General features: G+C 57.1%; 17 protein-coding genes. 8 read left to right on the plus strand and 9 right to left on the minus strand.

Features of this window, described 5'->3' with window-relative positions; all coding sequences use genetic code 11:
- Positions 1–359 precede the first annotated feature (359 nt).
- Positions 360–1,151: an SDR family NAD(P)-dependent oxidoreductase gene (locus TK06_RS04215; RefSeq protein WP_063320967.1), complete on the minus strand. Its 792-nt coding sequence runs from the start codon at positions 1,149–1,151 to the stop codon at positions 360–362.
- A 268-nt stretch (positions 1,152–1,419) separates the two neighbouring features.
- Here TK06_RS04215 and TK06_RS04220 point away from each other — a divergent pair, with 268 nt between their 5' ends.
- The gene (locus tag TK06_RS04220) at positions 1,420–2,229 is read left to right on the plus strand and encodes a sugar phosphate isomerase/epimerase family protein (protein ID WP_063320968.1); all 810 of its coding nucleotides are present in this window, start codon (positions 1,420–1,422) and stop codon (positions 2,227–2,229) included.
- A 174-nt stretch (positions 2,230–2,403) separates the two neighbouring features.
- On the opposite strand, the gene TK06_RS04225 is transcribed toward TK06_RS04220, so the two are convergent.
- From TK06_RS04225 to TK06_RS04255, 7 genes are all read right to left on the minus strand, one after another.
- Positions 2,404–3,210 (minus strand): IclR family transcriptional regulator, encoded by an 807-nt coding sequence (locus TK06_RS04225; RefSeq protein ID WP_063320969.1) that lies wholly within the window; start codon positions 3,208–3,210, stop codon positions 2,404–2,406.
- Between the two features lie 45 nt (positions 3,211–3,255).
- On the minus strand, positions 3,256–4,263 hold the full coding sequence (locus TK06_RS04230) for a Gfo/Idh/MocA family protein (protein WP_063320970.1): 1,008 nt from the start codon (positions 4,261–4,263) through the stop codon (positions 3,256–3,258).
- A gap of 296 nt (positions 4,264–4,559) precedes the next feature.
- Entirely contained in the window at positions 4,560–5,384 is an 825-nt protein-coding gene (locus tag TK06_RS04235; protein ID WP_063320971.1) for a shikimate dehydrogenase family protein, read from the minus strand.
- A gap of 151 nt (positions 5,385–5,535) precedes the next feature.
- On the minus strand, positions 5,536–6,978 hold the full coding sequence (locus tag TK06_RS04240) for an MFS transporter (RefSeq protein WP_063320972.1): 1,443 nt from the start codon (positions 6,976–6,978) through the stop codon (positions 5,536–5,538).
- A 305-nt stretch (positions 6,979–7,283) separates the two neighbouring features.
- On the minus strand, positions 7,284–8,864 hold the full coding sequence (locus TK06_RS04245) for an aldehyde dehydrogenase (NADP(+)) (RefSeq protein WP_063320973.1): 1,581 nt from the start codon (positions 8,862–8,864) through the stop codon (positions 7,284–7,286).
- Between the two features lie 60 nt (positions 8,865–8,924).
- Positions 8,925–10,472, minus strand: coding sequence for a UxaA family hydrolase (locus TK06_RS04250; protein ID WP_063320974.1), 1,548 nt, complete (start codon positions 10,470–10,472; stop codon positions 8,925–8,927).
- A 123-nt stretch (positions 10,473–10,595) separates the two neighbouring features.
- A complete protein-coding gene (locus TK06_RS04255; RefSeq protein WP_063320975.1) occupies positions 10,596–11,582 on the minus strand; it encodes a LysR family transcriptional regulator in 987 nt (328 codons plus the stop codon).
- A 120-nt stretch (positions 11,583–11,702) separates the two neighbouring features.
- On the opposite strand from TK06_RS04255, the gene TK06_RS04260 reads away from it, so the two are divergent.
- From TK06_RS04260 to TK06_RS04285, 6 genes are all read left to right on the plus strand, one after another.
- On the plus strand, positions 11,703–12,881 hold the full coding sequence (locus TK06_RS04260) for a fumarylacetoacetate hydrolase family protein (protein WP_063320976.1): 1,179 nt from the start codon (positions 11,703–11,705) through the stop codon (positions 12,879–12,881).
- A gap of 287 nt (positions 12,882–13,168) precedes the next feature.
- Positions 13,169–13,975, plus strand: a complete 807-nt coding sequence (locus tag TK06_RS04265) for an IclR family transcriptional regulator (RefSeq protein WP_063320977.1) — start codon at positions 13,169–13,171, stop codon at positions 13,973–13,975.
- Positions 13,972–14,772, plus strand: a complete 801-nt coding sequence (locus TK06_RS04270) for a fumarylacetoacetate hydrolase family protein (RefSeq protein WP_063320978.1) — start codon at positions 13,972–13,974, stop codon at positions 14,770–14,772. The genes TK06_RS04265 and TK06_RS04270 overlap by 4 nt, the downstream gene beginning before the upstream one ends.
- A gap of 3 nt (positions 14,773–14,775) precedes the next feature.
- Entirely contained in the window at positions 14,776–15,669 is an 894-nt protein-coding gene (locus TK06_RS04275; protein WP_063320979.1) for a fumarylacetoacetate hydrolase family protein, read from the plus strand.
- 22 nt (positions 15,670–15,691) lie between these two features.
- Complete coding sequence (locus TK06_RS04280) at positions 15,692–16,387, plus strand: DUF4286 family protein (protein ID WP_063320980.1); 696 nt, start codon at positions 15,692–15,694, stop codon at positions 16,385–16,387.
- Positions 16,388–16,662: 275 nt separating this feature from the next.
- Positions 16,663–17,943 (plus strand): OprD family porin, encoded by a 1,281-nt coding sequence (locus TK06_RS04285; RefSeq protein ID WP_063320981.1) that lies wholly within the window; start codon positions 16,663–16,665, stop codon positions 17,941–17,943.
- A gap of 319 nt (positions 17,944–18,262) precedes the next feature.
- On the opposite strand, the gene TK06_RS04290 is transcribed toward TK06_RS04285, so the two are convergent.
- Entirely contained in the window at positions 18,263–18,646 is a 384-nt protein-coding gene (locus TK06_RS04290; RefSeq protein WP_063320982.1) for a winged helix-turn-helix transcriptional regulator, read from the minus strand.
- A 101-nt stretch (positions 18,647–18,747) separates the two neighbouring features.
- Here TK06_RS04290 and TK06_RS04295 point away from each other — a divergent pair, with 101 nt between their 5' ends.
- Positions 18,748–19,866 carry an NADH:flavin oxidoreductase gene (locus TK06_RS04295; protein WP_063320983.1) on the plus strand — a complete coding sequence of 373 codons (1,119 nt, stop codon included), beginning with the start codon at positions 18,748–18,750 and terminating at the stop codon, positions 19,864–19,866.
- Positions 19,867–19,984 lie beyond the last annotated feature (118 nt).

Below are 19,984 nucleotides of genomic sequence, written 5' to 3' on the forward strand. Positions count from 1 at the left end.
TGCTGTCAGTCCTTCAAAGGCTGTCCGGGTCGCCAAAGAAGACATTTTGACTGGGCTCTAGAACGGTGGTTCTAGCCTGAAAAAACTAGTTGTACCCCCAGTTTTGCCCCCATTCGCACCGGGTGTGAGAGATCGCGAATGGCGATTTCTGACGGACTCCAGTATGGCAGCGACTGGTATTCAGTGCGTCTGGGGGAAGGGGGCTTACCTTGGATTTAACAAGGTTCAACCAGAGCGGTATTGCCGGTCGAAGCCGCACGTAACACTTAAGTCCGTACGGCCTCGCTTAGCTCAGCTAGCGTCGTTTGGTTGACACACCATCAGACCTGAGCGCTGAACTCACTTTAAAGCAATTGTGCTTATGACTTGGAGCTCGGTCGCCCTGGGATATGGCTCAGTATCGATTTGGAGAAGCCACCATCCACACATATATCCTGTCCCGTGACATATGCCGATAAGGGGCTAATGAGAAATTCGATCACGTTCGCGATATCCACGGGCTCACCGATTCTCGCCAGCGGAATGATTGCTTCCCGTGCTTTCTTGATCTGGGGGTCGGTATACATTTTTTCCGACATCGGCGTACGGGTCATTCCTGGGGATACCACGTTGACACGGATCCCGTCAGGAGCCCACTCCAGCGCGAGCGTCTGGGCCAGCATTGTCAAGGCTGCCTTGGTGGGGCTGTACGCGCCTGAGCCAGCATGGGGAGTCTGGCCAGACATCGACGAGGTAAAGCACGCCGAGCCTCGGCTCTCGCGCAAATGCGGGTAGCTGGCTTTGGCAAGCAGCCAGGCGCCGCGAAGATTGACGGAGAACATGTCGTCCCAGTCCGCAATGGACAAATCACAGATTGCGCCAGGGCTGGCGATGCCGGCATTCGCAACCAACGCGTCGAGCCCACCGAACTCCGCCACTGCAGCTGCCACAAGTTGGCTTGGGACCTCAGGGTCGCCAAGATCCCCTAACAATGCGATGGCGATGCCGCCCATGGCCTCAATGGATCGAACGACTTCTTCCTGAGCAGTAGTGGGTGTGTGCCCGCATACCGCAATTTTCGGCTGCGAGCCTCGGGCAAGGGCCGCCTCCGCGATCCTAAGGCATGCAGACGCACCGATACCGCTACTACCGCCACTGACCAAAGCTCTCATTGGGCACTCCTTCTTATAGTTAGACATTGAGGTAAAAGAGGCTTGTAAAGTACGAAAATAGATTTCGCTTTGCAATCAAATTGACAATGGAATTTGATTCCGATATCGTTTTTTCGTAGTCAAATACCCTTGCCACTGCAGTGTCTATAGCTATCCAGATTCATCCATCGTCGCGTTTTTCAGCTAGCGATAGTGGTCAGGTACAAAATCCATAATACGAATGGCCCGCTTCACTCCAGCGAATACTCAACTGAAAGGATGTTTCGATATGATCATCAGCACGTTTTCCTATCTGTGGTCGTCCACGGCAATTGATGCGATTGCGCAGTTGGCCGAGCACGGGCATCGCGTGTTCGAAGTCCCCGTCAGCTCGCCACATTGCTGGCCGGTAGAGCTCTCGACCGCAGACCGTTCCGCCGCAAGGGCGCGTCTTCATGAATACGGTGCGAAGATCAGGTCCCTCAACGCCGGCGGCTATGACCTCAATCTGGCCAGTCCCGCGGCGAATATGCGTCAGAAGAGCATCGAGCACATCAAGTCGGTCATTGACTTGGCTGCCGCTTGGGATACTCAGGAGGTGGTGATATCCCCCGGCACCAGGCGCCCAATGATTTCCCCGCCGCTCGAGAAGACCTACGATTGGATGTACGAAAGCCTGGCAGTCCTGATTCCGCTGGCGAAACAGGCTGGCGTGCGCTTACTGCTGGAAAACACCCCGTATTGCTTTACCCCCACCATGCCGGAACTGGCGAAGGTTGTAAGCACCCTCAATGACGATGTGGTCAGGGTCGTCTACGACATCGCCAATGCCGCTTACATCGGTGAAGATCCGGTGGCGAGTCTGCTGGCTTATCACGCCAGCATCGACTTTGTGCATGTGTCTGATACGGGGACGGACGTATGGGGGCATGATCCAGTCGGCACCGGTGTAGTGGACTTTATCGGGTTGGGCGAGGCCGTTCACGCGACCTGCGGTATTGAAAACTGCGTACTGGAAATCATCCGCGAAGAAAATGCTTTGTATGAGCTGAACAAGGGTGTGCAGGATCTGCGTGCCAAGGGCTGGAAAATTCCGTAATCGTCCACCGGTCGCTTGTCGCTACCGTCTGCGACCGGATAGTTCAAGTAGCCTTGAGGCCCGCAACGGGCCCAGGTGACAGCGTTTACACCAGCAATGCATGCGCGCGATCATAGGGGGTTCGCAGGCTTCGGCCTGCTGGAGCCCGTCATGATTGCGATGATGCGCGCGGTGCTACCGCAGAGGTAGCGAATCATCACCACTGACCGAAGCCCAGAGCGACCAGCATTCGCCTACTCTGATCGCCGAGCGCTTCAAATGTTCGATATGAGCACTCAGGGTTTCCTCCCGCATGCGTGCGATGGGGCCGGCGACGCTCAGGGTGGCCACCGGGCCCGAGTTGTCTGGCCGCGAGGTATCGAATACAGCAACCGCCACGACACACACACCCACTTCACCTTCTTCTCGAACGACTGCGTGTCCGTCTTTGCGGATCTGAGCGATGTCATCAAAGATGTCGCGAATCGAAACGCGCGCATTGGGTCCTGCGTAGTCTCGGCTGTTCTCGATGTCCCAGGCGGCGAGAATTCGCATGGCGCGCTCATCGCGCATAGTGGAAAGCCATACTTTGCCCGCCGCGGTTGTGTGGGGAATGATTTTTTCATCCAGGGCTCGGCGGTACTGAAGCCCTCTGGTGTTTTGCGTGGCTTGCAGCACCCAGGTCAGGTGATCCTCTGCAACTGCCGCCAAGCGGACGTGCTCGCCGGTTTCGCTGGCCAGCTCGTTGAGCAAGGGTTGCATGATCCTGGCGAAGCCCGTTTCAGAGATGAAGTTCACGCCCATGCTGGGGATTTTCAGCGTCAGGCGGTAATGATCCTGTTCGTCCTGGTAGACGTAGCCTCTTTCTCGCAGCGCGCTCAATATGCGGTGGGCCGTGGCCATGGCAACTTGGGTTCGCTCGCCGATTTCAGACAGGGCGAGACCGTCCGGGTGGGACAGCAGCAGTTCCAAGGTGTTGAAGTAGCGGCCAATGTGTGACAATTTTTAAATCCTCTTTTTTGCCAGCAATGGCCAGCCAACATTGTGTCAGGGGTACTGGAGTGTGATGGGAATGCCGCCGAGGCGGTCTGACTCATAGGCCGCCTCGATGATGCGCATGACGTGGTGCATGGTTGCAAGTCCGGCACCGGTATACGCCGTCTCACGGCCAGGGGTGAGGACATCGGTTACGAAATTGTCGTAATACACGTCAGAGTTCAGGCTCATGGTCAGGTCACTTGCCTCTCCAACCGCGTCGATCAGGCGCAAGCCATCCGGGGTCGAACGCACGTAGAACTGATCGGTTGACAATGAAAACGAGTACTCCCGTTGCTCGGGCGTGTTAGCCGGGTAATTGTAGCCAGTTTCGATGGTGCAGATGCAGCCGCTCTCGGTCACCAGGGTCATCATTGAGGCGATCTCTACGGCGGTCAGCTGCGGGTCGCGATGCATGACGGCGGACACGCTGCATATGCGCTCTCCGGACATTTGCTGCGCCAGATCGACGAAATGAGGGGCAAGGTTGATCGTGCATCCGCCACCCGAGCGTTTCGGGTCAAGCATCCAGGCGCAACTGTTCGTCAAATAGCGTCCGGGCGGGCCGGCGTTGAATCGAAACGACAGGGTTCTCCATTTGGCGCCACTCTGCGACGCCGCATGCTTGACGCGGTTCAGTAATTCACTGTGTCTCCAAACCAACGGCACCGCGGTGAACACGCCGGCGGCTTCGGCGAGTTGGTGCAGGTCCAGTACTTCATGCTGGGTAAGCCCGCAGGGCTTCTCCATCGCGAACGGAATGTTGCGCTCGACCAATGCCTTGCCCATGGCATGCAGCTCATCGTGCGGACCAAAGGCGAAGGCGAAATCAGCCTCTTCGTTGTCCAGCAGGGTTTTCCAGTGACTGTAGAGCTGCGCTCCGAAGCGCTGGGCGAGGGCGGGACCACGCGACCCGGTAGCGTCGGATACCGCCGTGACGGTCACATCAGGCAGGCGCTCAAGGGCATCAAGGTAGAGCGTGGTGTGCCAGTGGCTTACTTCCAGAAGAACGACTTTCAAACATTCATTCCTTATAAACAAATATGTTTGACGAACTTGCCGGTGCCCTCGGGGTGCGGATCAAGCCCGAATATAACAGCGCACGAGCCACGTTTCCGAGGGGGCGTAGTAGGCTAGCACGACGTGATTACGAACGGAAGTTGGTTTCGTTTTGCTGAATGGCGACGTGTGGTGTCTGAGATGAGGTGCAATTTCAACAGGCGCACGAAAATGTGCACATGCCGGGGCAGTGCACATCGTTAATCGTTTCGGTTCGGATTATTGAGAGGGGAGGCAGGGTAGGTTGTACCGGACCCTTACAATTCGGTCGAGTAGCGACGCTCGATGTCTTCGAAACCTAGAAAACTCAATGCCAGCAGGGCTTGACCTACGTGCATAGGCTGGCCATCGAGGGTTTGACAGCCGCGCGATTGCGCCTCAAGCAGCAAGGCAGTCGGCTCTGACCTGGTGATGATATCGACCACCACCGTCGCTGGGTCCAGCCGCGTTGCGTCTATAGGCATTGGATCATCAGGGTTCATGCCGAGTGGGGTAGCATTGATCACGATGTCATGCCCTGCTGGGTCTGCCGGGCCTGCATACACAGCGCACGGACCCTCTTTGGCAACTCGGTGTACAAGGTCCGAGGCGCGGTGTGGATCCAGGTCTGAAATGACCAGTGATCGTGCGCCAGCCGCGGCAACGGCAAACGCGATTGCCCGTCCCGAGCCGCCAGCGCCTATAAGCAGAACAGATTTTCCCACCAGGGAAACTCCATGGCGCTGCATGCCGGCTACGCAACCAAGTCCGTCGAACACAGCGCCCACCCAGCGCCCGTCATTGTCACAACGAACGACGTTGATTGCGCCGATCTGGCGCGCAGTAGGGTGGAGCTCATCCACGATATCCAGCATGCTCTGCTTGTGCGGCATGGTCACCAGAAGTCCAGCGAGGTTGCGCACGGCTCGCACGCCTTTGACAAACTCAGCCAGGTCCCCCGTACCTATCTCCAATGGAATGCAGACGGCGTCAGCCTGTGCTTCGGCAAACAACTTATTCAACAGCATTGGAGACTTGGCGCTCCTGAGTGGATCACCGATCAATCCATATATACGCGTGGTGCCTGTGATGCGTGGATGCATGTCAACCTACTTGTCATTGGCTATTGCACGCCAGTTGCCGGTATGCAGATATCGGAATCCCCCCTGACAGAGCGTGCATATCCACTGCCGTGCTGCTCGAAGCGCTGTGCAGAAAAACTGAGCAGCGCGGCGGTGGTGAAGGGGGCGGTCGTCAGGAGCGCATCACCGGCGCTGATTTTTTAAATGCTTGATTGGAGGCATTGGCGTTTGACTTGGGATTGGATTTTTCCCGCACCTGTTCGTATTCCTCCTCTGACATCGGGACAGCATTGGGGTCACCGAGGTCTTTCAGACGAATCCGGAAGGTTTCCCGGGTAGTAATAGCGGCGATAGCGGAGATTAAACAGATGCCAAAAGTCAGTGCCCCAATTTTTAGAGGGATATTCTCGCTACCGGGAGGCGCAACAGATACGAAAAGGGCCGGCAGAAACGCTGTGCATGCCACGCCTATGTTCTGTCCAATGGCCATGCCGGTAACACGTACCCGTGTACGGAACAGTTCCGGAAACAAACTCGGGAACACACCATTGAAGCCTTGGTAAGCCACACCCCACATGAGCAACGATAGAACCAGCGAAAGCCACATATTGTGAATGCTGATCGCATAGAGGTAGCCAAATGACAATACGCCGCCGCACAGAACGCCAACAATCACCGGAGGCTTGCGGCCAATTCTATCGGAGAGCTTACCGACGAAGGGGATAAGGATAACTGCGCATATATTGCCTAGCACCGGTATCCACATGAATAAGCCGGAAGGAAATCCAATGCCGTAGGCGGGTTGCACTGCATAGGTCGCACCGAATACAGAGGCGACGATTGCAAGTACCGCAGAGAGCGCCATGCAGATGACGCGTAGCAGATCGCCCCAACTCTGCGTGAGCACTTCGATCACAGGTAGTTTACGGGGCTCGGTGTGTGTCTGCGCCTCAGTGAAGATCGGAGCCTCATGAACCTGACGCCGGATGATCCATCCCATGACGAGCACCACTGCGCTGAGCAGGAATGGAATCCGCCAGCCCCAAGAAGCAAACTGATCGGCTGGCATGAACTGGGCAAGCGGCAGGAAAACCGCTGCGGCTAGCAGTTGCCCGGCTTGGACGCCTTGAAGGGTAAAACTTGCGAAGTAACCGCGACGCCCATCAGGCGCATGTTCCAGGGTCATGGAACTTGCACAAGACACTTCACCCGCGACCGCAAAACCTTGAATCAGACGCAACAATATCAATAGGGAAGGAGCCCAGATACCAATCTGTGCATAGGTAGGGAGCAGACCGATGCACATCGTCGACGCGCCCATCAGGAACATGCAGTAAACGAGCACCGTTTTGCGTCCGTGTCGGTCGCCCATGTGCCCTAAGACCACAGCGCCTATCGGTCGGGCAATATAACCAACGCCGAAACTGGCCAGCGAAATGATAATCCCTACCGTTGGGTTGTCTGACGGAAAGAACAGCTGTGGGAAAAGTAGCGCTGCCGCGGTGGCATAGATAAAAAAGTCGTAGTACTCCAGTGCCGAGCCTATCCAGCCGCTCGCTGCGGCCTTTTTAGACTGACGCTTGGAGTGTGAATCGCCTTGAATGCTTTGGCTCATGACATGTCTCCGGATTCTCGGTTGTTGTTATTGTAACGCCGTTCCATCAGTAATTCTGTTACCAGATTCGTCGCCTTGTCAAGGGAGTTCCTTTAGTCGATCAAGGCATGGCGCTGGTTCTCTGCAAGGTGCCTCGTCGCACCGGGCGGGCACGCTGGAGCCCGCTCATGCAACAGTGCGAAGTTGTTAGGAGGATGAACGGGCTTCGAAGCGTCAAGCTCTCGGCACTGTGGCTTCCTGCGAAGAGCGATGACGCCAACGACAAGTTTTACCGTTGTCGTACGCCGCCTTTCACATTTACCAACCTACAAGCGATCTCTCGAAAGACACCCGTCGACGAGCCTCGAAATGTTCAACGGATTCGCGTTCTTGAGCGCATCGGGAAGCAACGCGTCGGGGTAGTTCTGGAAGCAGACTGGCCTCAGGAAACGGTCGATGGCCAAGGTGCCGACCGAGGTGCCGCGGCTATCGGACGTGGCAGGATAAGGGCCGCCGTGCACCATTGAATCGCAGACCTCGACACCCGTTGGGTAGCCATTGATGAGGATGCGACCAACCTTCATCTCCAACAAAGCAGTCAGCTCTGTGAATTGCGTAAGGTCTTCTGGCTCGCCAATCAAGGTGGCGGTCAATTGTCCGCGAAGGGCATTGATGGCAGCGCTGAGTTGGGCCTGGTCAGCGACCTCAATGAAGATGGACGTGGGGCCGAAGATTTCTTCTTGAAGAACCTTGTCGCCGTTAAGCAGCAACTCTACGTCGGCCTTGAACAACTGTGGCTGGGCCTGGTGAGCCTGCTGGTCGCTGCCAGCTAGGTGCACGATGCCAGGGTGCGCATGCAGGTTCTGCAAGCCAGCCGCGTAGCTGCGCAGGGTGCCCGCATTGAGCATTGTCTGTGCCGGTTGGTCGTTCATCAACGCTGCCACTCTGTCCTGAAAAGCAGTGAAAGCATCCGAGCGAATGCCCACTACCAGCCCGGGATTGGTGCAAAACTGCCCACAACCTTGAACCACCGATGCGGCAAGATCGTGAGCGATACTGTCGGCTCGACGCGAGAGCGCATGAGGCAGGATCACGACCGGGTTGATGCTCGACATCTCAGCGAAGACTGGAATGGGCTCGGGGCGAGCGGCGGCCATATCGCACAACGCTCGACCACCCTTGAGCGAGCCGGTAAAGCCAACGCCCTTGATGAGCGGGTGTTTTACCAGGGCTTCGCCTACGCCACTGCCATAAATCATGTTGAAGACACCGGCGGGCATGCCGCTGCGTTCGGCCGCGCGGATGATCGCATTGGCGACTTGTTCTGCAGTGGCCATATGGCCGCTGTGGGCTTTGAATACCACCGGACAACCCGCCGCGAGCGCGGAGGCGGTATCGCCGCCGGCCGTGGAGAAAGCCAACGGGAAATTACTTGCCCCAAACACAGCGACCGGACCGATTGCGGTGCGGTACTGGCGAAGGTCAGGACGTGGCAACGGCTTGCGAAGGGGTAGTGCCTGGTCGATGCGGGCCCCATAGAAGTCACCACGCCGCAACACGTTTGCAAACAAGCGCATTTGACCGCTGGTACGTGCGCGTTCGCCCTGGATGCGGGCGACAGGCAGTGCTGTTTCCCGGCAAACCAACGCAATGAACTCATCGTCCAAAGCCTCTAGCTCTTGCGCAATGGCATCGAGAAATTCAGCCCGTTTGCTCGCGCTCAGGGTGCGGTAGCTGGAAAAAGCATGGTGGGCTGCATGAGCCGCGTTCTCGACTTCTTGCGCAGTCGCCTGGTGGAACGCATAGGGTAAGGTTTCCCCTGTGCTGGCATCCACGCTCTTGACGATGATGGTGCCGGCGGCGCTACGCTGGCCGCCGATAAAGTTCTGGCCGGTGATGAGGGACATGGTTGTCTCCAGGTTGAATGTGCATGTGATAGAAGGGCAAGGCGTCCCCAGGACTGAAAATCAGGTGACGGCGCCGATCTGCCAAGGCACGAACTCATTTTGTCCGTATCCGTGTTGTTCGCTCATGCTGCGTTCGCCCGAGGCAATGCGCAGCATGGTTTCAAAGATTGCTGCACCGCATGCCTCGATGGTCAAAGTGTCTTCGGCTATTTCGCCGCAGTTGATGTCCATGTCTTCTCGCTGACGTGCCCATAAGGCGCTATTGGTCGCCAGCTTGATTGATGGGGCAGGGGCACAGCCATAGGCCGAGCCACGACCGGTGGTAAACGCAATCAGGTTCGCACCACCGGCGACCTGACCGGTTGCCGAGACCGGGTCATAGCCTGGGGTGTCCATGAAAACCAGCCCGTTGGCCGTGACGGCCTGGGCGTATTCGTAGACATCCATCAGGTTGCTCGAACCCGCCTTTGCCACCGCGCCCAGCGACTTTTCCAGAATGGTGGTCAAGCCACCGGCCTTGTTGCCGGCAGAGGGGTTATTGTTCAGTTCGGCTCCCATACGCTCGCAGTACTGTTCCCACCAATGAATGCGAGCGATGAGTTTTTCGCCGACTTCACGGCTCACAGCCCGTCGTGTCAGCAAGTGTTCGGCACCGTATATTTCCGGGGTTTCGGAGAGAATCGCGGTACCGCCGCAGGCGACCAGGCGATCCACTGCGTTGCCCAGCGCTGGGTTGGCAGTAATGCCGGAGTAGCCATCCGAGCCGCCGCACTGAAGCCCGACGGTCAGATGGCGAGCGCTGACCGGTTCACGCTGAATTTGATTGGCCTCGCCAAGCAATTGCTTCACATGGTCAATGCCACTGGCGATGGCCTTGGATGTACCGCCACTGTCCTGGATATTGAACGTGCGTAGGGTATTGCTGCGGGTGAGTCCTTGCGTTGTGAGTAATGAGTCGATTTGGTTCGTCTCGCAGCCCAACCCGATCACCAGCACGGCCGCAAAGTTGGCGTGGGTCGCATATCCGGCTAATGTCCGGCGCAACATGCTCAAACCGTCACCCGCTGGATCAACGGCGCAGCCGGCGGAATGTGTCAGGGCGACAACACCGTCGACGTTTGGATACGCTTGCAGTGCAGCGGGATTGATGTCTCGACGAAAATGGTCGGCGATGGCCCGGGCGACTGTGGCAGAGCAATTCACGGACGTAAGAATGCCGATGTAGTTACGCGTCGCGACGCGTCCATCCGGGCGTACGATACCCATGAACGACGGGGCTTCACTGGGCGTGACGCTGGGCTTTGCATCGACGCTGAAAGCATAATCTCGAGCGAATTCCCCCATGGCCAGATTGTGCACATGGATATGCTCGCCTGCTTCTATGTCGACAACAGCAAAACCAATGATTTGCCCATAGCGCCTTACTGGTTGGCCGGCTTCGATACGTCGGGAAGCCACTTTATGGCCCGGCACGATCGCTTGCCGGATGGTCACGCCTTCCTGTTCAAGGATTTCGCCAGCGAGTAGCGGTCGGCGTGCAATCAGCACATCGTCCAGCGGGTTCAAGCGCAGCACAGCTGCTGCGCCGGTTTTCATGATCAGTTCCATCGCATCCTCACGGGCTGCTGGGTGGTGGGCGGTCGCTAATAGCGCCGCACTTTTGTGCCGGCACTATAGGATTCATGGAAATGGCTGCCTAATGAGAGCTTTCGATTGCTCGATAACTTTGCCTCATCGACTTTTTCTGAACTGGCTGCGGTCTCTCTTCTCTGTAGCCGTTTGCCGCTGTTTGGCGAACGCCAGCAAGGTCGCAATAAACGTCCGTGTCGGCTCTGACAGGGGCTCATCCTTGCGAGTGATAACCCCATAATCCTGGGATTCAACTTTGAAGGGCGTGTTGAGGATTTGAAGCTGCCCGTTTTGCAGCTGTGACTGGACCATGGACTCGGGGAGCATGGCGAGCATTGGCCCGGACTGAAGCAACTGCAGGAAGGTCTGCATCGAAATGGTCTCCACCGTGTTGGTCGGCGGGGCGATCTTGAACGTCCTGAACGCGCGCTCCATGCGTTGTCGGATCGGCGTATTGAAGGGATACATGACCCATGGCCATTCACTGAGTGCTTCAGTGGGGACCTCCTCGAGTCGGCACAGAGGATGTGTGCTGTTCGCGACAAGGCAAAAGGGTTCAGGCCCCAGCGATGTGAATTCGAAAGGCTGACAATCCTCATCCGTGAAGCGCGCGATGATCAAATCGAGTTTCTTTTGTTCGAGCATCTCCAGCAGATGGTTACTGGTTTGTTCGATCACCTCGATAGAAAGGAGGGGGCGCTCCCGTTTTATGCTGGCAATGGCTTCAGGCAGCACCACGGATGTGGCGGCGAAAATAGTGCCGACTTTTAGATGACCATGCCCGCCTTTGCGCAGTTTATTGACTTGGTCGACGAACGACTCTGTGTCTTCCAAGGTAATACGCGCATAACGGGCTACGAATTCCCCTAGTTCGGTAAGAACCAGACTGCGCGTTTGACGCTCAAACAGCGGAAAACCGAGGAGAACTTCCAGATCGCGCAGCAATTTACTGATGGCCGGTTGCGTGACATTCATGTGCTCGGCGGTTGTGTGCATGTTGCGGGTCTTGGCCAAGCTATTGACCAGTACCAAATGTTTGATCTTCAGCCATCGGGAGACACTGGCAAAAGTAATTTGATCATTTTCCATCGGATAAGGCCTTGTCTGTCGATAACGAAACAGCATTGATGAGTGAGTTTCTTTCATTGGGATTTACGGGGGCAGTCCATTAGTTTTACGGCTCTGATGACCAACTGATCTGGAAGCTCCATGGCGAATTTGAAACTGACGCGCGAAAACACCCTGCCAGTGGATGGCCTGGCCGGAACGCTGATCGGCCGTGCCTGGATCCCGGGGGCGATTGCCGGCCCCTCGCCGGTGGTGCTGCGCGATGAAGGTGTGTTTGATCTTTCTGAAACCTTTTCGACAATCAGCGAACTGCTGGAACACACCTCGCCGTTGTTGGTTGTTCGTCAGGCGCCAGGCAGGTACATCGGGACTGTCGAGGCGTTGCTTGGGAACACCGGCAGCCATGCCGATCCCGGCAAGGCATCGCTGCTGCCTCCGGCGGATCTGCAAGTCATCAAGGCGGCCGGGGTGACGTTCGCGTCCAGCATGATTGAGCGGGTCATCGAGGAGCAGGCCCGAGGCGATGCAGCCAAAGCTGAAAGTGTTCGCCGCTTGGTGCACGAAGCAATAGGCGACAACTTGCGGGCAATCAAACCGGGTTCGCCAGAAGCGATGCGTCTTAAAGCGGTGCTGATCAAGCAGGGTATGTGGTCGCAATACCTGGAGGTCGGTATCGGCCCGGATGCGGAGATTTTCACGAAGGCACCGGTTTTGGCCGCGGTGGGCAGTGGCAGCGAAATCGGCATTCATCGCAAGTCCGAATGGAACAATCCGGAACCGGAAATCGTGCTGGCGGTGAACAGTCGAGGCCAAGTGCATGGCGTCACTTTGGGCAATGACGTCAATTTGCGTGATTTCGAAGGCCGCAGCGCCCTGCTGTTGAGCAAGGCCAAGGACAACAATGCGTCCTGTGCGATCGGCCCGTTCATTCGTCTGTTCGATGAAGCGTTTACGCTCGATGACGTGCGCAATTGCGTCGTGGATTTGCACGTCCAGGGCGACGACGGCTTTGCGCTTGAAGGCAGCAGTTCCATGGCCCTGATCAGCCGTGACCCGTTGGATCTCGTGGCCCAGACGGTCGGCGGGGATCACCAATACCCGGATGGCTTCATGCTTTTTCTCGGGACATTGTTTGCGCCTACCCAGGACCGTGAGGAGCCGGGAAGCGGCTTCACTCATAAGCAGGGTGATGAGGTCAGCATCGGCAGTCCGTTGCTGGGCACGCTGCGCAACACCGTCACCTACAGCCATGAAGCTGCGCCCTGGACTTTCGGCTTGCGAGCCATGATGCACAATCTTGCTGCCCGCGGATTGCTGTAGGTAAGGCAGGGTGGTGAGAGGCATTGGGCGTTCTTCCGCAAAGATTGAACATGCACAGGCGCTTGTCTATGGATAAGGAGCCGGGCCCGAAGGGTTCGGTTTTTATCTCCGTCCGGCGTCCCACGTTCCGGAAACCCGGCTGCGTGGCCCGCCCTGTCTCGATAGGGCCAACCCGATGCAAGCGGGTTTGACTTATTAGGGGGCGCCTGCATACTATTGGAACGCGGTTCCAGTACGAACAATGTTGCTCGAATCCTCCTCATTGTCAAAGATAAGTCGAGAAAAATATGAGAGTCGTTAAAGGTGCTGTTGACCGTTGCCTGGAGGCGATTGAACTGCTGGCCCGCGAGGCTCGCTGGATGCGGATGTCCGATATCGCAGCCGAGCTGGGTTTGGAGAAGGGGCCCGCCCATCGAGTGCTTGCTCAGTTAGTCGAGCAAGGGTGGGCGGAGCAGGATGAAGCCACGTCGCAGTACCGCTTGACGCTGAAGCTGGCACTGCTGGGGCAGCGCTATTTACATGGCATTGGCTTGCCTGAGTTGGTCCAGCCGATCATCGAGCAAGTGGCTGTTCAATGTCATGAGTTGGTGCGGTTGACGGTGGTCAACGAGGGCACCTTGTCCTGGTTGTCTTCGGCCCAAGGCGCCGCGCCGGGGCTTATGTATTCGCCGGCCATGGATAAACCGATCAATCTTTATGCAACCGCCAATGGCAAAGCCTGGCTGGCAACGATGTCTGATGAGCTGGCCATTGAGCATGCGTTGCGCAGCGGGCTGGGGAAAGCTGATGCCGGGATTGGGCAGGGGCCGAAAGCGATCAACAGCATCGAAGGCTTGTTGGCCGAGCTGGCACTGACCCGAAAGCGCGGGTATGGCTTGGTCATTGAAGAAGCCGAGGCGGGTGTCTGGGCGATTGCCGTACCGGTCAAGCTGGTTCCGTCCGGCACTGTGGTCGGCACGATGAGTATCGCCGGCCCGGTGTTGCGCATGCAGCCCGAACGCTATGAAGAATTGCATGCCCTGCTGGAAGAGGCCGCCAACAAGCTGGGTACGGTTTGGCCGCGCCAGAACAACGTGCATTCGGAGAGCGTATGAGCCAACTCGCACCTGCAGGGGACAAGGCGGGCGCCGGGCTGGAAGTCGCCGCTGCCGCTCTGGTCCGTGCACGGCTGGAGGGGGTGCGGCTGGCATCCTTGCCTGATCCGAACCTGCCAAGCAGCCTGGCAGAAGGTTTTGCCATTCAGCAACACGTGGGCCTATTGGCTGGAAAAACCGTGGGAGGCTGGAAGTGCGCGTTACCGCCGGCTGGCAAATGGATCGTCGCCCCGATCTACAGCGACAGCATCGTAGAAGGCGAACGTTACCGACTGGCCGCTGGCGCCGATAAGGCGCGCATCGAGCCCGAACTGGCGTGCGTCCTGGCCCATGATTTGCCGGCACGTGTCGAGCCGTATACCGCTGAACAGATCGCTGCGGCGATCAGCGACGTGCGCTTGGCATTGGAAGTGATCGACTGCCGTTATACCCATCCACAGACACTGCCGTTCGAGCAATTGCTCGCGGATGGTCTATTCAATCATGGCCTGGTACTGGGGGCGCCAATCACGCTGTCGAACCCTGCCAGCATGCCCTCTGAACTGGTTATCACCCTGAGCGATGCAACGTCGGAGCCCCTGGAAATCAAGGGACGGCATCCGGACGGGGATCCGTTGTTGCCGATCGTCTGGCTGGCCAATTTTCTGTCTACACAAGGGATAGGGCTGCAAGGAGGGCAGGTGATTATCACCGGGTCCTATGCAGGTGTTCTCGATGTGCCCGTTAACCAGCCACTGCATGTTCAGTTCGGCGAAGCAGGCTCATTGTCTGTCCATTTCTCAACGCTGGAGGAGTAACAAATGCGCTTAGTTCGTTTTGGTTTACCGGGGCAGGAACAGCCGGGAATCCTGGATTCGCAAGGAATTGTTCGAGACCTCTCGGGCATTGTCGATGACATCGATGCGTCGGCCCTGAGCCCGGCAGTGCTTGAAAAACTGCGCGCGGTCGACGTTGAAAAGCTGCCCGTGGTGGCGCCTGGTACGCGTCTTGGTCCGTGCGTGGGCAGCGTACCGAACCTGATTTGCATTGGTCTGAACTACTCCGATCACGCGGCTGAAACGAATACGCCGATCCCGAGCCAACCGGTGGTCTTCAACAAACACACTGCGTCCATCAGCGGACCCAATGACCCGGTCATCTTGCCAACGGGCGCTCAGAAGCTGGATTGGGAAGTCGAACTGGCCATCGTCATCGGTACCCCTGCCTGGCAGATCGATGAGTCGCAGGCATTGAATCACATTGCCGGTTATTGCCTGGCCAATGATGTTTCCGAGCGGGCTTATCAGCTTGAGTACGAAGGCCAGTGGGCCAAGGGCAAAAGCGGTTTTTCTTTCGCGCCTCTGGGACCTTGGCTGGTCACCCGTGACGAAATTTCCGATCCGCAGGCACTTGACCTCTGGCTCGACGTGAATGGCAAACGTCTCCAGACCGGCAATACCCGTACGATGATCTTCAGTGTTGCCCATATTGTCGCGTACCTCAGTCGCTTCATGCCGCTACTGCCGGGTGACGTCATCATTACCGGTACGCCACCAGGTGTGGGACTCGGGCAGAAGCCACCGGTATTCCTCAAGGCAGGTGACACCATGCGTGTCGGTGGCCAGGGGTTGGGTGAACAATTTCAGACCGTGGTTCCTTACGTTGCTGAAATGGGCGCTGCATGGGTCGCGGGTCGCCATCCCAATGTTGACTGACTATCGCTAAAGGAAAAACGCTATGAGCTTTGCAGGAACAGGTGTAGTCGCGATCTGGCATGATCTTTTGCCCGAAGCGCGGGACGAGTTCTATGAGTGGCATAACCGTGAGCACATGCCTGAGCGGGCTGGAATTCCGGGCTTTTTGCGCGGACGCCGGTACATCGCTTTGGATGCCGGGCCGACTTATTTCAACCTCTATGAGGCTGATTCTGTGCAGGTGTTGGGCGGGCAGGATTATTTATCGCGTCTCAACACGCCGACGACGTGGACCCAGCAGTCGGTGAAATCCTATCGCAATGTCGCGCGATCCATTTGCGAAGTCACTTACTCCAGCGGTGTGGGGCAGGGCGCCTATTTGTTAACGGTCCGTTTCGATGTTGTCGAAGGGCAGCATAAATCGGTGTCAGACGCATTGCGCCAACGCGTGCTGCCTCCCCTGGCGGATAAACAGGGTATTACAGGCGTGCACTTGTGTGTGGCTGATGAGGCCGTGAGCAAGGTTGAAACCGCAGAGAAAAAGGCCCGCGCCGAAGGGACCCAGATACCGGCCTGGATCGTCATGATCGAAGGTTGTGCGCCTGATTACGTTCGCGTCGCCGGCGAGTCTTTTGTGGCCGAGCTGCAACGGCTGTTGGAGGGGCAATCGACGGGACCGGAAACCACGCTCTATCAACTGGAATACACACGTTGTAAAACGCCGGGGAGTGCGGGTTGATCGCCGAGCGTTCGAGTACGTTTTAACTTTCAGTCGTTGTTCTCATGCAATTCCTCACGAGCGTGCCAATACAGGCATTGAGTTTAGCTCGCGTCTGCGCGCGCTCGGGTTTTGCTTAAGGCGATATTAAACAATTATCAAGTTGCTCAATAACGGGCTAGATAAGGAACTCCTTCGGCCGCTCGGAAGTTAGCTCTTCGGGCTGTCTGTGCATGCGTTGTCACGAGCTAAAAATCGCAACAAAAAACAATAATAATTCATTGTGAGGAAACATCATGCGCTACCCGGTTACTCTCCGCAGCGTGCCTGCACATCCATCGCTCATCAGTCTGACTCTTGCGTTATGCGCGGGTTCGTCAGCTGTTGTCCAAGCCGATCAAAATAGCGGTTTTGTCGATGGCGCTAAGGCCACCCTCAATTTGCGCAACGCTTACATCAATCGCAACTTCACCAACCCGAACGTCGCCCAGGGCAAAGCCGAGGAATGGACCCAGAACTTCATCCTCGACGCCAAGTCCGGTTTCACCCAGGGCGTGGTCGGTTTCGGCGTGGACGTGCTGGGCACGTACTCGCTCAAGCTCGACGGCGGCCGTGGCACGGCCGGTACGCAATTGCTGCCGGTGCATGACGACGGTCGTCCGGCCGATGACTTCGGGCGCCTGGGCGTCGCCCTCAAGGCCAAGGTGTCGAAGACCGAGCTGAAAGTCGGCGAATGGATGCCAGTGCTGCCGATCCTGCGTTCCGACGACGGTCGCTCCCTGCCGCAAACCTTCCGTGGCGGCCAGGTGACCTCCACCGAAATCAACGGTCTGAGCCTCTACGGCGGCCAGTTCCGCGCCAACAGCCCGCGCAACGACGCGAGCATGGAAGACATGTCGATGAACGGCCGCGGCGCGTTCACCTCCGACCGGTTCAACTTCGGCGGCGGTGAATACGCCTTCAACGAAAAACGCACCCAGGTCGGCGTGTGGTACGCGGAACTGTCCGACATCTACCAGCAGCAATATTTCAACCTGACTCACAGCCAGCCCATCGGCGACTGGACCCTGGGCGCCAACCTCGGCTACTTCATCGGCAAGGAAGACGGCAGCGCCTTGGCCGGCGACCTGGACAACAAAACCGCGTTTGCCATGCTCTCGGCCAAATACGGCGGCAACACCTTTTATGTCGGCCTGCAGAAAGTCGGCGGCGATGATGCCTGGATGCGCGTCAACGGCACCAGCGGCGGCACCCTGGCCAACGACAGCTACAACTCCAGCTACGACAATGCCAAGGAAAAATCCTGGCAACTGCGCCACGACTTCAACTTCGCCGCCGTCGGCGTGCCGGGCCTGACCCTGATGAACCGCTACATCAGCGGCGACAATGTACACACCGCCACGGTCGACGACGGCAAGGAATGGGGTCGCGAAACCGAACTGGCCTACACCGTGCAGAGCGGCGCCCTGAAAAACCTCAACGTGAAATGGCGCAATGCGTCGATTCGCCGGGACTTCAGCACCAATGAGTTTGATGAAAACCGGATTTTCATCAACTACCCCATCTCGCTGCTATAAAACATCTCCGATTCCACTTGATGAGTAGCGGCGTGCAGGTACGCCGCTATTTTTTCAATAATTTCTGCGCCAGCGCCAAGGCTTCATCTTCAGTGGTTGCGATGAGCATGGGATAACCCCAAAATTTTTCATACATGATTGCGAACGCTTTGCCTGCCAGCCGTTTGGCGAGATTTGATTCGATATAATCAATGTCAACAATGTGTTCGATAAAAAATATGCAACCCAGAAAGGCGATTTCGATACTGTCAGTTACGGAGCGCCGCGTAATGCCCTGATGACGTTGAACTATAAACTGTAGTTTGCGCGGCTAACCGAATCACTCCATCACCTTAAGCTCCGCGGCCTCGTCAAACTTCGACCGGGCCGCTTCAACCTCGAGCAATTTGTCGAGCGTCCATTTATGCAACTCGCGAAATGGCTGCTGCAGTGTTCGACCCAGTGGGGTGATCTCATACTGCACTGCCACGGGCGAGAACGAAATGATCTGGCGCGAGACGAGACCATTGCGTTCCAGCCGCCGCAGGCACTGGGTAAGTGCCTTCTGGGTGACGCCTTCCAGGCGACGTTTGATGGCGTTAAAACGATTCGGCCCTTCATCAAGCACTGCCAGAACCATCATTGACCACTTATCCGCGATCTGGTCGAACAACGCCCGGCTTGGGCACTCCGACGAAAAACACTGCGGCTTTAATTCCAGCATTGAAGTTTCCTCACGTATACCTAGGCGACTTTAAGTGCCTAATTGACATCAGGTTTACAAAATATACTTTATGGCCTCCGAAAACAAATGGAGTCCATCCGATGTCGATCCTCGATACCAGCATCTTATTCCGTCCTTTTTCCATCCGGTCGCTCGAACTGAAAAACCGCATTGTCATGGCGCCGATGACGCGTCTGTTCTCACCCGAGGGCATCCCGGGTGAAGCGAGCACTGCCTATTACCGGCGGCGGGCAGAGGGAGGTGTCGGGCTGATTTTGTCGGAAGGTACCGTGATTGATCGCCCGGCATCGCGCAATGATGCCGGTATTCCTTTTTTTCACGGCGAAGCGGCGCTGGCTGGATGGAAGAACGTGATTGATGCCGTCCACACGGCTGGCGGGCGCATGGCACCGCAGATCTGGCACACCGGCTCCACGCGTTACATCAACGACTGGGAGCCAGATGCACCCGTTGAAAGCCCGTCGGGCCTTGTTTCGCCAGGTGACCTGCGTGGCGTGGCGATGAGTGAAGAGGACATTGCCGACACGGTAGCCGCCTTCGCCAAGGCCGCAGCGGATGCCAAGCGACTGGGCTTCGATACCGTTGAGATCCACGGAGCCCATGGTTATCTGATCGATCAGTTTTTCTGGTCTGGTAGCAATCTGCGCACCGACCGCTACGGCGGGCCGACAATCAAGGAACGCTCGCGTTTTGCCAGTGAGGTCGTCTCTGCCGTTCGTCAGGCTGTTGGCCCTGAATTCCCGATCATCATGCGCGTCAGCCAGTGGAAGCAACAGGACTACGGGGTGCGCGTTGCTGAAACGCCGGCGGTGATGGAGGACTGGTTGTTGCCCCTGGTCGAGGCCGGTGTCGACGTCCTGCACTGCTCGCAGCGCCGCTTCTGGGAACCTGAGTTTCCCGAAATTGACGGTGAGAACGGGTTGAACTGCGCGGGCTGGGCGAAGAAAGTCACTGGAGCCACAACCATTAGCGTCGGTTCGGTTGGGCTGGAGAATGATGTCACTAACGCCTTCGCCGGAAAGGGCTCAACCCCCGCGAGTCTGGATCGGCTCATTGAGCGTATGGAGCGCGGAGAGTTCGATCTGATTGCAGTAGGGCGTGTGTTGCTGAGTGACAAGGATTGGGTCGCCAAGGTGGAAAGAGGCGATTACGCGGATTTGAAGGGCTTCAATCCGGCCTCTTTAGCTGAATTGGTTTGAATTGCGGGGTGGCCCGGGCATTTACGCGCAGGCCACACTTTCAATGTAATGCCATTCGCTACCCCCCATAAGCGCTGGCCCAAACAATACAACTGAGAAGCGTTCGTAGTATTATCGC

The organism is Pseudomonas fluorescens (genome assembly GCF_001623525.1).
Taxonomy (GTDB): domain Bacteria; phylum Pseudomonadota; class Gammaproteobacteria; order Pseudomonadales; family Pseudomonadaceae; genus Aquipseudomonas; species Aquipseudomonas fluorescens_Q.

Bases quoted from the DNA above. Each gene is read 5' to 3' on its own strand.
- TK06_RS04275 (WP_063320979.1), top strand. From the start codon at position 14,776: ATGCGCTTAGTTCGTTTTGGTTTACCGGGGCAGGAACAGCCGGGAATC.
- TK06_RS04240 (WP_063320972.1), bottom strand. From the start codon at position 6,978: ATGAGCCAAAGCATTCAAGGCGATTCACACTCCAAGCGTCAGTCTAAA.
- TK06_RS04245 (WP_063320973.1), bottom strand. From the start codon at position 8,864: ATGTCCCTCATCACCGGCCAGAACTTTATCGGCGGCCAGCGTAGCGCC.
- TK06_RS04270 (WP_063320978.1), top strand. From the start codon at position 13,972: ATGAGCCAACTCGCACCTGCAGGGGACAAGGCGGGCGCCGGGCTGGAA.
- TK06_RS04215 (WP_063320967.1), bottom strand. From the start codon at position 1,151: ATGAGAGCTTTGGTCAGTGGCGGTAGTAGCGGTATCGGTGCGTCTGCA.
- TK06_RS04235 (WP_063320971.1), bottom strand. From the start codon at position 5,384: ATGCATCCACGCATCACAGGCACCACGCGTATATATGGATTGATCGGT.
- TK06_RS04285 (WP_063320981.1), top strand. From the start codon at position 16,663: ATGCGCTACCCGGTTACTCTCCGCAGCGTGCCTGCACATCCATCGCTC.
- TK06_RS04280 (WP_063320980.1), top strand. From the start codon at position 15,692: ATGAGCTTTGCAGGAACAGGTGTAGTCGCGATCTGGCATGATCTTTTG.
- TK06_RS04290 (WP_063320982.1), bottom strand. From the start codon at position 18,646: ATGCTGGAATTAAAGCCGCAGTGTTTTTCGTCGGAGTGCCCAAGCCGG.
- TK06_RS04255 (WP_063320975.1), bottom strand. From the start codon at position 11,582: ATGGAAAATGATCAAATTACTTTTGCCAGTGTCTCCCGATGGCTGAAG.
- TK06_RS04265 (WP_063320977.1), top strand. From the start codon at position 13,169: ATGAGAGTCGTTAAAGGTGCTGTTGACCGTTGCCTGGAGGCGATTGAA.
- TK06_RS04250 (WP_063320974.1), bottom strand. From the start codon at position 10,472: ATGGAACTGATCATGAAAACCGGCGCAGCAGCTGTGCTGCGCTTGAAC.
- TK06_RS04295 (WP_063320983.1), top strand. From the start codon at position 18,748: ATGTCGATCCTCGATACCAGCATCTTATTCCGTCCTTTTTCCATCCGG.
- TK06_RS04260 (WP_063320976.1), top strand. From the start codon at position 11,703: ATGGCGAATTTGAAACTGACGCGCGAAAACACCCTGCCAGTGGATGGC.
- TK06_RS04220 (WP_063320968.1), top strand. From the start codon at position 1,420: ATGATCATCAGCACGTTTTCCTATCTGTGGTCGTCCACGGCAATTGAT.